Source organism: Snodgrassella sp. ESL0323 (assembly GCF_013346865.1).
Taxonomy (GTDB): domain Bacteria; phylum Pseudomonadota; class Gammaproteobacteria; order Burkholderiales; family Neisseriaceae; genus Snodgrassella; species Snodgrassella alvi.
Map to the genome: position 1 here is coordinate 210,725 of NZ_JAAEDT010000019.1, position 11,877 is coordinate 222,601.

The following is an 11,877-nucleotide window of genomic DNA, read 5'->3' on the forward strand; positions in this document are numbered from 1 at the left end:
AGGTTGCTACTTTACTAAATAGCAACCTTTTTTATTAAGTCTGATTTCTATAGCTGAAAATAAAGCACTAAAATTTAAATATTTTATTCATTGACAATTTAATTAATATGGTTTAGCAGATTAATTTATTCGTAATTTATAAAATTCATCAGTTTCGGCAAAACGTACCTCTGGCAATGCATCATTTTTAGCTTCTTCAAGAATATTTTGTAACTCTGTAATCGGTTGCTGGCTTCGATTCAGAATATCCATAGCAGGGTCACATATTTCCAGTAACATGGTTTGAATATTTTTACGAATATCATAATAAAAAATTATTCCATATCTCCACACTAATTCATAAAGTAATTTGTTTCTAACATATACTTCAATTTATATTAACTCAGAATTGGTTATACTCTCTTAAAGGAATAATTAATGACAAATACCAATCAACAAAGTATCTTTGTCAATGAACATATTCATTTAGTGCCATCAGATCGACAATACTCAACTAAGTTATACAATATTATTGATGTTAATCGTGATAGTTTTAGTCAATTTATGGCTTGGCCTAAGTTTGTTAATAATGAAGCAGACACATCAAATTTTTTAGATAATTGTTCAGTCGAGCATCAAAAAGATATTACCAAAACTTATGTAATTTTACTAAATAATAACCCTGTCGGCTTACTGTCTTTCAATCGAATAGATAAAAACAATAAGACAGCCTATATTGGTTATTGGCTCAATAGCCAAGCAGAAGGTAAAGGTGTTATGACACAAGCAATTCAAGCACTTACTCATTACTATGCATCACAAAAAATAATTAAACGATTTGTTATTAAATGCTCAGTGGATAATCCTAAAAGTAATGCGGTTGCTAAACGATGCGGTTTTAGTTATGAAGGAACTCTAAAACAGGCTGAATACTTAAATGGAATTTATCATGATCAAAATATTTATGGTCTAATTTCAACATATATTTAAAATTTTCACCAAGCTGTAACAAAATGATTACTCATTGTCTAGAAATATCAGGGATTAAAAACCAGAATCTATATATTTGTACTATTAAACTTAATCTTAAAAAATTAGGACAAATAATCCATTCTGGATATGATTCTCTATCCTTTCTTAAAGCGGAAAGAGCTTCATCTAATTTTATTTCTCCTTGGTTACGTGAATAAAGCTTAATAATTTCATCGAATTGTTTAGGAAACCAATCCCAGACTTTCTTTACCTCTAAGTTTGACAGTTGTGTTAAAAACAATTCAATTGCCGTTTTATGTTTTAAATCTCTATCATCGATATCGGCAACAAGCTCAGATAAATCAATAGGAGCTACATTCAAACTTTCCAGATACTTACGTTTAGCAGAAGATAAATTCAATGCTCCTACCAGATAAATACGTCGCGCATTGCTTTGAAGATTATCCCTTACCCAGCCTATCCATTGGAGAAAATTCGGATCATCTCCTGAAAAGCCTATCAGACATAATTCATTTTCTACAAACACTTGCCGGAAAAAATTAACAAAAATACCGTATTTCTGCGGATAATGACGATAATCTTCCTAGGTAAAAATCAAATCGCTACTAAGATTAATTGTGCCATGCAATTTTACAATCCTGGGAGAATGACAACAGGCTAAATCCTCCTGTTTATTGACAATATCATAGATAGGTTCATGTATATCTCTAGCCGCACGCTCCAGCAATGTATCCCAGTTTGTGGTTAATACTTCAGCCCAGGGTAAAGTTAATAACTGCTGATAAAGCTCTGCCGGCTGCCATATTTCATCATCAATTTCATTTTTCAATAAATCATACAGTGTCTGCTTACCAAAGTAATCCTGATACATTTGTGCCAGACGTAAAGCATCTGTATGCTCATCCTCTCCAAGTTCTTCAGCAATTTTTTTTAGCCAAATTTGCCCAGATTGGCATTTTCTTATTGATATCCTGTGTTGTAGCAGCACTGCGGCTAAAGCCCGCACCAACCATAATGGCTACCCCATGACCATCATCTTCACTCTGCCACAATGCCTGTGCCAGCTTTTGAATTAAGGGATAATCAGTTATTTTGGTAATATCTCTTTCGGTCATAGTCTGCTTCCCCCCTGAGAAATCAATTAATACATTGAGAAACCATGTTGGACATTTTTTGTTAAGCGAATTTACAGCTAGTTCAGCAAAATAGCTGTGTAAATTTCAAAACTGACTTAATCAAACAAATACGGCTTATCTATAGTGTAATCAGCATCAATAAAGTGTAATTTTACTCTAAAAAACACTGTTATAGCTGTTCATATCCCTATTCCGGCTGCTTGAATTTAACATGGGTTAGCAGAAGCTAAGAAATAATTTCCAGCTTGCATAAACAAGCTTGGTTTTAAAAAAATTAAGCGTTGTAATCAAACTGGCTATTAGTAAAAATCCTCGGTGTTATACTAAAATCCTAATGAACATCCGCTTAAAAATCATCATTATAGTTAAATACTGCCTTATGCAATAATTTAAGCGACTGATGCTCTGGCAGTGTTAATCCTCTGCTGGTTTCCAGCTTAACTATAATTTGATTTAATGTCTGAATTAATCGACCCATTTCTTGAATTAACGATGGCATGGGGCTGGTCATATGCCCTGGATACGTTCGGTTTGCTCAATGAGACCAAATAGGAATGATAGTATTTTTTACATTATCAATATAGGATTCGATACTTGCGGGCGTTTCAGGAACGATTAAAGTCGAAAAGATATTATCTGACTCTTCTTTTTTGTTATAAGAGTTAGCCACATCTTTTTGCTCAGTAAATTTCCTAATACGCTAAATAATTTATTGCTGCAAATAAGTAACGGACGGTTCAAATAATTTTTTTGATAGAAAAATTTTGTTGATTGAATGTCATCGTGTTACTTAATGTTTTAATAGCTATAGCGTTAATGCTAATCGGACTGATTTTGGACGACTCTGGTTGCCAAAAATGCGGCAAAAAAAGCGATCGCAACAGAACCAGTGATTATGACAAAATATCCCCACTTTTGAGCAAAATAAAAACTTAAGGATGTAACGATTAAATCAAAGCCCCCCAAAATTGCCATCTGAGCATTGGCGGCTGTAGTCGGTGCTACACTACTGGCAGCATTATCCAAAATAATGGTATATAGGCAGGTACGAACAAACTGCAAACTAACAAAGTACGGGAAAAATGAAAAATAAACTAACAAGGCATTATTATGACCAAGCGAGATAGGGATAAATGACAATAAACAGCAAGCATGGAATATAATAGAAAACGACAAGCTTTGTTTCCGGGTCAATTTTCTAAGCTGACGAATACCAACGTAAATAGTTATCACCAAAATCATCGTACCGAATAATTTTAGCAAAAGGGCAGTATTAGCTAACGACCAGCCGCTATCAAGCAGCGCTAGAGGCATCAGATTATAAGAGGGAGAACTGCCAAAAGAGATAATAACCAGCAAAGCACACCAGCTTTTCTTTCCCTTCCAGACTGAAACAATATTCTTCCAATAATTTTTGTCAGTAGTCTCAGAAATACGACTGTTTTTACTGAACTTATACTCATTAAAAAACCATATTTGCCTCCATGGAAATAAAAATGCCAAAAACCCAGAGAGAAAAATTATACAGACACTCCAGCTTGTGTAAGAATATAGCACCAACACAATGGCCCCACCGATAATATTGCCGACCTTAAAACCGCTAACATCTAAACCAGGAATAAGATCTAGCTCATGCCCTTCAAAAATGTTGCTGGTTAACTTTGTCAACGCCAAATCTTGCGTGAGGATAATAAATGAAAAAAATAAAATGGCCAACAAAACTAATAAATAATTATTAACCGGATCAATAAAAGCAAACGCGAATAAACCCAATATCATCAAAAATTGCGCAATCAACAGCCAGTTCCGATAATGGCCTGAAGATGTTTTTAAATATTTATCAATAAACGGCGCCCATAACACTTTAAAGCTAAGTGGCAAAAACATGAGTGGAATAAGGCTTAATTTATCCAGCGCAATACCTTTATTGCGTAAAATTAAAAACAAACCACCAGCCAAAAATCCAGAGCCAATATACTTTGTGAAATATAAAGTAAAAAATAATTCCTGAATCTGTTTGGGGATGTCTTTGATATCTTTATGGGACATTTTATTACAAACCTCAACGTGACAAAGATTAATTATGTCCAGCGATTGCTATTTTTAATCCTTTAGAGAGCGGGATTAAGCATATCAATACCAGGATTGCTGAAAAAGTAAATGGGTAACCATCGCTATTTGGTAAGGGTTGATTAACCGTGAAGCAATACATACGGTTTGTACAAACTGGTCCTAATACAGCCCCAAAACTGGTAATAGACGATAGATGAACCCACCAGAAATAATATAGTACCTAATAATTATTAAGAAATGTAATTATTTTCTTTGTACCAAGTGACAACATCTCTAAACGTCTCATCTAAAGGTCTAAATTGACAGCCTAATTCCTTAGCGCTCTTTTCATGACTAAAATGTGTGCGCTTGTATTCATTTCCGATCAAATTCACGGACGAATAACTTAATAAAATAGGTTTACGTGTAAATACGTGATAAATTTCCTGCCCCATTGCAATAGCCTTTAATAACCATAAAAAGAAAAATATGCTATTAAAACTCTCTAATATAGACACTAAAAGAGCATCGATATTCCGTTGATATTTCTTTAAAGCATGTCATATTTAAATCTTCACTACCATAGTGCCTTCAGTTACTCTGCGAATGGATAAGGTAAACTCATCATCAATTCAATATGCGCATGAAATTTTAACCGTAGATAGTTTTTGATCGTTGTAAGCTCTTACCTAGACGTTAATAAAAGAAGGAATACTCGGATAGATAAGAAATAAACCAATCTGGTCTGAAAAACCATTATCAACAAACAAATAAACGATAAAGACAATGTCCTCTTTTGCATATCAAACTTACAATAAGGAATTTTCTAAAAATTTACTACCCAATTTCAAAGTCAATAAGCAAACGACTAAGAATATTGCAAAACATTAAGTTGTATAACTTCATAATTTGTAGAAGGTAGCAGATGAGGTTAATTTTGCTGGAGATGCCAAAACTCCTTATAAATCCCATTTTGTTGCAATAACTGCTGATGAGTACCACTTTCCACTATTTCGCCTTTATCAATTACTACAATTTGCTTAGCTCCGATGATAGTTGAAAGCCGATGGGCAATAACTAATACTGTTTTCCCTTGTACGAGCTTATTAATCACCTTTTGCACTGCCAGCTCATTCTCAGTATCGAGAGCGGCAGTTGGCTCATCGAGGATAAGAATAGGCGCGTTTTTCAAAATGGCTCTGGCAATAGAGATACGTTGCCTCTCCCCACCAGAGAGACTTTTGCCAATATCATTCAGTTGTGTTTGATAACCGTCGCGAAAATTCTGGATAAATTCGTGGCAATTCGCCTGTTTACAAACTTCGATGACTTCCTCGTCGCTAGCGGATAATTTTGCCATTCTGATGTTATTAATAATGGTATCCTGAAACAAATAAACATCCTGAAATACGACAGAGACTAGACTCATTAACTGCCTCTGAGACATATCTCGAATATCGATACCACCGATTTTAATACTGCCTGATACTACATCAGCAAACCGAAGAATAAGCTTGGTTATTGTAGTCTTACCGCAGCCACTGGCACCGACCAGAGCGGTTAATGCTTTTTCCGGGATATGAAGGGATATATTATTAAGTACGTACTTGTCCTGACCCCGGTACGAAAAGTTAACTCTTTCAAATTCAATATTATAGTGCCTAGGCATAATCTCTGCCTTTTTTTCAGGTAATGACGGTGCATTCAACAGTTCCTGCAATTTTTCATACCCTATAACCAATGATTCAAGCATCGATGACATTTGTACAAAAAAGTTTAATACATCTGTGGAACGAGCAACGATTAATAACACGCAGGCTAGCAAGAGGTAAGAAATGGTTGTAGCATTCACCAAATACGCACCTAACGAGATAATAAGGATTAAACCAGCTTGAATCACGATGGTTATAATTAAATTAGGTTTTTCCCCTTTTTTCGTGCCAATGCGCAGTATATTTGCCACATCTGTTGTTACCTTAACAAACTCTGTCATCTTTTCTTCGGTTTGGCCTGTCGATTTTAATACATCAAGTCCTTGTACAAACTCGACAGCTTCACCTTTTAATTTTGCATTGGCCTCTGCCAGAATGCTAAAACCTCTGCGATAGGCCTTCCTGCGCCACAGATAGAGTGGAATTGCCATTGGAAAAACCAAGAGCATCATCAAAGAAAGTTGCCAGCTGTAAAATAACAAGGCAATTGCAGCTGACAGTGGTATAACCACGCCGGTAATGATGATATTGAGTAGCATAAATGTAAATACTGCCGCTTCATTTACGCTTTGCATCATAAGGTGATTTATTTCGCCAGATCTAAACTGACTTAAATAATCTAAGGAAATATTACGTAACTTATTGCCTAATTTTTCCCTTAGCTCGGTAACGGCTAAGGTCGAATAACCATCCGCATCATAGCGTTCACAAAGCACATTAAAAATAAAACTCCCTACCAGTAGAACAACGACAATAATTAAATGAGTGAGTGTTGCAGTAATATTTTTGGCTTCTAGCGCAGCAAATAAGGGATATAGTAAAACCAGCGAAACGCCAAACAGACAAGAGGAAATCACAGTATAAATCAGACTGCGGATCAATATTTTCTTTTGCTTACCTGCCGCATTGATTAAGCCAGTATACGTTGTCAGCAATGATTTTGTTGTGCGTGTGTATGTATTAATATACTCTTTCATTACTTTTCTCCATCAGCCAAATTATTGACTGGAATCGACCAACTTTTTGCTTTGTTATACTCTTGCCACAACAATTTATAGTCACTAGAATTTTCGATTAAATCATTATGTGTCCCATGAGTTTTAATCATCCCTTTATCCAATAATATTATTTGGTCGGCATTGACAATCGTCGATAAGCGGTGAGTTACCATAATGACAGTTTTATTTCTATCAATTAAACGGTTAAAGGCTTTTAACAACAAAGCTTCATTTCGGGCATCAGAAAATGCCGTCGGTTCATCTAAAATAACGATTGGTCGATTTTGTAGAAAAACCCGGGCAATGGTGATTCTCTGTTTCTGACCACCTGATAATAGCTGCCCTCTTTCTCCTGCTAGAGTGTTATACTGTTCAGGAAGGGTCAGAATGAAGTCGTGAATTTCAGCTTTTTTGGCGGCTTCAATAACGTCATCGTCAGAGATACCGTTTAACCCATAGCGTATGTTATCTGCGATCGAACACGAGAATAAAAAGTTATCCTGAAAAACAAATGAAATTCTCGACATAAGTTCAGCGTATTCAATATTTTTTATATTCACGCCACCTAAAGTTATCGTTCCAGAGGTTGTATCAAGAAAGCGAGGAATGAGATTAGCCAGCGTTGTCTTGCCAGAACCAGATGTACCTATAAGAACAGTAAATGAATTTTCAGGAATTTTGATATTGATATTGGATAAAACAGTGCCAGAATTCTGGTAAGAAAACCCAACGTTTTTAAAAATAACCTCATTATTGTCAGGTAATAGCGTGTTGGAGGGAGCCTTTAAAATTGGCAGATTTTCAACTTCAAATATCCTTTCTATTGCTGCCTTTGACTTTTGTAATATCTGAAACAGGCTCATCACAGGATAAACACTTTCTGCAATACCGATCGCCAGCAATAAAAAACAGAACGTCGTGATAAAAGAGATTTGGTCATTTAGCTGGGCTATGCTCAATCCAACAACTAATATGATACTCATCGGCATAGCAGAGAAAAGGCTGCGGGCAATTTTTGTAGACAATCGCATAGATTGCAACCAATGAAAGACCACCTGACTATAATTTTCCAGCGCTTTTTGATATTGACCGAATGCCCCCTCCCCGGCATCAAATGTTCTTACTGCACTCATTCCCTGAATATATTCAATGATTTTACCGTTGATTTGAATAGTTGCATTGTTATAGCTTTCCTTTAAAAGCTTAGCTTTTTTCATGATAAAACTCAGCAGCAGAAAAGTAACTAAAGTGATTGCAAATACAATACTTGCAAAGACCCAATTAAAGATAAATAAAACGAGTAAGGTAAAAATTGGGGTAACGAATGCCTCAGCTTTTAAAGGCGGAGCATCAGCCACAAAAGCATGTAATTCTTTAATATCATCAATTAATGTTTTAACAAGATTCCCACTGCCCATGTTTCTAACCGTTTCAATCGGCAATTGATTGATTTTTTTGATAAGCCTGGTTCGTAATATTTCTTCTAGTTCAAATGCCGCATAGTGAGATTTATCGTGGGCATAAGTTCTCAGCGTATAAAAAAGAATGCTCAGCACAAGTAGAGAGAGAATGGGCAGTCCCGGGAAGACACTGGCATCCATCATTAATTGGTACAGAACCCAGATCAACATTAGCCAGATACTCAGTTTAAGCACCTGAGCAATTGATGCCAAAAATATAGAATAAGATACTTTATTCTTTACTGGCAGAAATATATCCGTATGATTCATAATTAAGTTTCTCCTTAGCCCATATCTATCATGCAATAAGAAAATCCGAATAGAAAAAAAGCTGTTTTTTTCTGATTATTCGTTAAGTTATGATTCTTTTAAATCATATATTCGGCAATTGATTATCATCTGATAAATTATTTACAATCAGACAGATAAAAAAATACATTGCCAAAGTAGAGTACTACTACTTTAGTTGCAGATTTTTTGGTAGGGTTAAGAAACTGATATTTTTATTTTTATTGTTATGCAAGCAGCGATTTATCTGGCTGCACAGAAAATTTATTATTCAGTCCAGCCTGCTTTTTCGCAGTCGTAAAGCATTAAGCAATACTGAAATCGAGCTCATCGCCATTGCCGCGCCGGCGATTACCGGGCTGAGCCAGCCAATTGCAGCCAGCGGGATACCGAGAATATTATAGAAAAAAGCAAAAAACAGGTTTTGTTTAACAACGCGTACAGTAGCGTGAGCTAGAGCCAGGGCATCGGCTACCTGAGTCACCGAATGGCGCATCAGCGTAGCTGAAGCAGTATTGGTGGCCACATCTGCCCCGCCATACATGGCAAAGCTGACATCCGCCGCGGCCAGTGCCGGCGCATCGTTAATACCATCACCGACCATCGCTACTACCTTGCCTTGCTGCATCAGCGCTCTCACCGCTTCGGCCTTGGCACGCGGATTCATTTCTGCCTGATAATAGCTGATACCCAGTTGTTTGGCAATGTATTCAACTACACTGTGCTGGTCACCGCTCATAATATGAATATCAATATTTTGCTGCTGTAAGCGTTTAATTGCACTGGCAGTGTCTTCTTTTAAAGCATCAGCAATAGCAAATGCACCTGCTATTTCATTATTAATAGCGACAACCACAATACTGGCAATCTGCCAGATTTCCTGCTGCTGTAATTGCCCGGGTATGCTGAAACCGCACCAGGCAGGATTGCCGACTTTTACCGCGCCATAACCGTCTACTTGCGCCTGTGTACCCTGCCCGATTTCGCTGTGGCTATTGCTGGCGGTTAGTACTGGCAGGTTTTGCTGTTCAGCAGCCTGAATCACCGCCTGCGCCAGCGGATGAGTGGTGAGCTGTTCAGCGGCGGCAGCCAGTTGCAAAATAGTTTGCGCATCATACTGACAAGCGGGATTTCGCCACTGGGCAACAATCTGGGGTTTGCCTTGAGTAAGAGTGCCGGTTTTATCCAGTACAACCGTATTGACCTGACTGGTACGCTCAAGTGAGGCTGCATCTTTAAACCATACTCCGTACCGCGCCGAGCGCCCCATACCCACCATCATCGCGGCCGGTGTGGCCAGCCCCAGCGCACACGGACAGGCAATTACCAGTACGGCTACGCCGCGGGTCACTGCTTCGTTAAAATCACCACCAAACCACCAGTTTAGAATAAAAGTTAATACGGCTATGGCAACTACGGCAGGCACAAATACCATGGATACTTTATCAGCCAGCCGTGCAATCGGTGCTTTACTGCCCTGTGCCTGCGCCAGTGCCTGCATCATGTCACCCAGCAGAGTCTGACTGCCAAGGGTCTGTGCCTGATAGGTGATACTGCCGTTGCTCAGTAATGCACCGGCAAGTACTTTATCACCAGCCTGTTTCAGTAATGGTTTAGATTCACCGGTGAGATAGCTTTCATCACACCATGCTTCACCACTGTGCACGATGCCATCGGCAGCGATGCGGTTGCCGGCATTGGTTTGCAGGATGTCACCTTTCTGTATCTGGCTGAGCGGTACTTCCTGCCAGCCGTTGTCTGTTTGTCTGCGCACCATTTTCGGGGTCAGTTGCAGCAGCATGCCCAGGCTGTTGAGGCTTTGCTTTTTAGTCCGCTGTTCCAGATATTTGCCCAGCGAAACAAAGGCAATTACCATCACGCTGGCTTCGAAATAGATAAACTGATGCGCATCATGCTGATGATTAAACAGCATAATACTGGAATAGAGCCAGATAGCGACCGTGCCCAGAGACACGAGTACATCCATATTGGCTACGCCGCCTTGCAGGGATTTAATCGCACTATTGTAAAACGGCCACGCCAGACCAAGCTGGATAATCGAAGCGAGAACAAACTGCCACCATGGCGGCAGCATCCAGTGCTGTCCCAGCAGCATGCCCAGCATACCGACAACAAAAGGCAGAGCAATGATCCAGATAACCGCCAGACGCCACGGAATCGCTGTCGTTTTATGCTCCTCATTCTGCATTTCAGCCAGTGCTTCGATACTGGCACTGGTTACGGCTGTGGCTTTAAATCCGGTTTTTGCCACTATCTGAACTATATCGGCCGTACTCAGCAGCTTACTGTCAAAACAGGTTTGTAATTCATCACTGGCAAAGTTTACATCGGCAGCAATAATACCCTGCTGCCGGCGCAATACTTTTTCTATGCGGTTGGCACAGGCCTGACAGTCCATGCCCTCAATGGCAAAGCGCGCTGTTTCGGCTGTATTGCCGTTAGTGTGCTGAGTTTGTTCCATGGTTCTGTCCTTCTGTTTTCCAGCCGCATATCTCAGGATTAAACTACATCAAAACCGGCAGCTTCAACCGCGGCTTTGAGGGTATCTACGTTAGTAAGGCTGTCGTCAAAGCCGATATCGGCAATACCGGTTGCAAAATTAACTGCCACAGTTTCCACACCCGGGCTGCCCTGTAGTGCTGATGTCACACTTTTGGCACAACCTTCGCAGGTCATGCCGTCAATTTTAAACTGAACCATTTGCATTTCTGTCTCCTTATGGATTCGGGTTTAATAAAAAGTAGATAAAGTACAGCTTAAACCTTAACACTGTGATAGAGTCAAGCTTTACATATGCAAATTCAGATTTTAATCTTATGAATATCAGTGCCGCAGAAAAATTAACCGGTTTATCCAGTAAAACCATCCGTGATTATGAGGCTGCCGGACTGATTCAGCCAGTACGCCAGAGTAACGGCTATCGCGATTACAGTGAAGCCGATATTGCCACACTGTGCTTTATCAGACATGCCCGCGAAGTAGATTTTTCGCTGGCGCAGATTGCCCAGCTGCTTGCATTACGCAACAATCCGCAGCGCACCAGTGCTGATGTCAAAGCACTGGCAGGCGAGCACATACAGCGTCTTAACCAGAAAATTAATGATTTATCCAGCATGAAAGAGACTCTGGAAAACTGGTACAACCGCTGTGGCGGTGATGCTTCACCACACTGTGCGATTATCGACGGGCTGGATAAGCAGGGTTATGCCGGTAATCACAGTTAAGCCGGCTCCGGTTT

The 11,877-nt window shown here is 39.0% G+C and carries 10 protein-coding genes and 1 pseudogene; 2 read left to right on the plus strand and 9 right to left on the minus strand.

Annotated features, from left to right (window positions below; translation table 11 throughout):
* Positions 1 to 120: 120 nt before the first annotated feature.
* Positions 121 to 279: a hypothetical protein gene (locus GY065_RS08260; RefSeq protein ID WP_174833757.1), complete on the minus strand. Its 159-nt coding sequence runs from the start codon at positions 277 to 279 to the stop codon at positions 121 to 123.
* A 138-nt stretch (positions 280 to 417) separates the two neighbouring features.
* Between GY065_RS08260 and rimL the strand changes: the two genes are divergently transcribed.
* The gene (gene rimL / locus GY065_RS08265) at positions 418 to 969 is read left to right on the plus strand and encodes a 50S ribosomal protein L7/L12-serine acetyltransferase (RefSeq protein ID WP_086309040.1); all 552 of its coding nucleotides are present in this window, start codon (positions 418 to 420) and stop codon (positions 967 to 969) included.
* Between the two features lie 31 nt (positions 970 to 1,000).
* Here the strand turns inward: rimL and GY065_RS08270 are convergent.
* The 8 genes and pseudogenes from GY065_RS08270 to GY065_RS08310 all read right to left on the minus strand — a co-directional run bounded on the left by GY065_RS08270 (position 1,001) and on the right by GY065_RS08310 (position 11,345).
* Positions 1,001 to 1,843 (minus strand): annotated as a pseudogene (locus GY065_RS08270) (SIR2 family protein).
* Positions 1,844 to 1,889: 46 nt separating this feature from the next.
* On the minus strand, positions 1,890 to 2,087 hold the full coding sequence (locus GY065_RS08280; RefSeq protein ID WP_174833759.1) for a hypothetical protein: 198 nt from the start codon (positions 2,085 to 2,087) through the stop codon (positions 1,890 to 1,892).
* 840 nt (positions 2,088 to 2,927) lie between these two features.
* A complete protein-coding gene (locus GY065_RS08285) occupies positions 2,928 to 4,157 on the minus strand; it encodes an MFS transporter (RefSeq protein WP_174833760.1) in 1,230 nt (409 codons plus the stop codon).
* 254 nt (positions 4,158 to 4,411) lie between these two features.
* Positions 4,412 to 4,615, minus strand: coding sequence for a hypothetical protein (locus GY065_RS08290; RefSeq protein WP_174833761.1), 204 nt, complete (start codon positions 4,613 to 4,615; stop codon positions 4,412 to 4,414).
* 476 nt (positions 4,616 to 5,091) lie between these two features.
* On the minus strand, positions 5,092 to 6,849 hold the full coding sequence (locus GY065_RS08295) for an ABC transporter ATP-binding protein (protein WP_174833762.1): 1,758 nt from the start codon (positions 6,847 to 6,849) through the stop codon (positions 5,092 to 5,094).
* Positions 6,849 to 8,600, minus strand: coding sequence for an ABC transporter ATP-binding protein (locus GY065_RS08300; RefSeq protein WP_174833763.1), 1,752 nt, complete (start codon positions 8,598 to 8,600; stop codon positions 6,849 to 6,851). The genes GY065_RS08295 and GY065_RS08300 overlap by 1 nt, the downstream gene beginning before the upstream one ends.
* A 289-nt stretch (positions 8,601 to 8,889) precedes the next feature.
* Positions 8,890 to 11,100, minus strand: coding sequence for a cation-translocating P-type ATPase (locus GY065_RS08305; RefSeq protein WP_174833764.1), 2,211 nt, complete (start codon positions 11,098 to 11,100; stop codon positions 8,890 to 8,892).
* Positions 11,101 to 11,138: 38 nt separating this feature from the next.
* Positions 11,139 to 11,345 carry a heavy-metal-associated domain-containing protein gene (locus GY065_RS08310; protein WP_025331110.1) on the minus strand — a complete coding sequence of 69 codons (207 nt, stop codon included), beginning with the start codon at positions 11,343 to 11,345 and terminating at the stop codon, positions 11,139 to 11,141.
* A 110-nt stretch (positions 11,346 to 11,455) separates the two neighbouring features.
* On the opposite strand from GY065_RS08310, the gene GY065_RS08315 reads away from it, so the two are divergent.
* A complete protein-coding gene (locus GY065_RS08315; protein ID WP_174833765.1) occupies positions 11,456 to 11,863 on the plus strand; it encodes a MerR family DNA-binding protein in 408 nt (135 codons plus the stop codon).
* Positions 11,864 to 11,877: the final 14 nt, after the last annotated feature.

Coding starts and splice junctions, on each gene's coding strand:
- GY065_RS08260 (WP_174833757.1), bottom strand. CDS start 279: ATGTTACTGGAAATATGTGACCCTGCTATGGATATTCTGAATCGAAGC.
- rimL (WP_086309040.1), top strand. CDS start 418: ATGACAAATACCAATCAACAAAGTATCTTTGTCAATGAACATATTCAT.
- GY065_RS08280 (WP_174833759.1), bottom strand. CDS start 2,087: ATGACCGAAAGAGATATTACCAAAATAACTGATTATCCCTTAATTCAA.
- GY065_RS08285 (WP_174833760.1), bottom strand. CDS start 4,157: ATGTCCCATAAAGATATCAAAGACATCCCCAAACAGATTCAGGAATTA.
- GY065_RS08290 (WP_174833761.1), bottom strand. CDS start 4,615: ATGGGGCAGGAAATTTATCACGTATTTACACGTAAACCTATTTTATTA.
- GY065_RS08295 (WP_174833762.1), bottom strand. CDS start 6,849: ATGAAAGAGTATATTAATACATACACACGCACAACAAAATCATTGCTG.
- GY065_RS08300 (WP_174833763.1), bottom strand. CDS start 8,600: ATGAATCATACGGATATATTTCTGCCAGTAAAGAATAAAGTATCTTAT.
- GY065_RS08305 (WP_174833764.1), bottom strand. CDS start 11,100: ATGGAACAAACTCAGCACACTAACGGCAATACAGCCGAAACAGCGCGC.
- GY065_RS08310 (WP_025331110.1), bottom strand. CDS start 11,345: ATGCAAATGGTTCAGTTTAAAATTGACGGCATGACCTGCGAAGGTTGT.
- GY065_RS08315 (WP_174833765.1), top strand. CDS start 11,456: ATGAATATCAGTGCCGCAGAAAAATTAACCGGTTTATCCAGTAAAACC.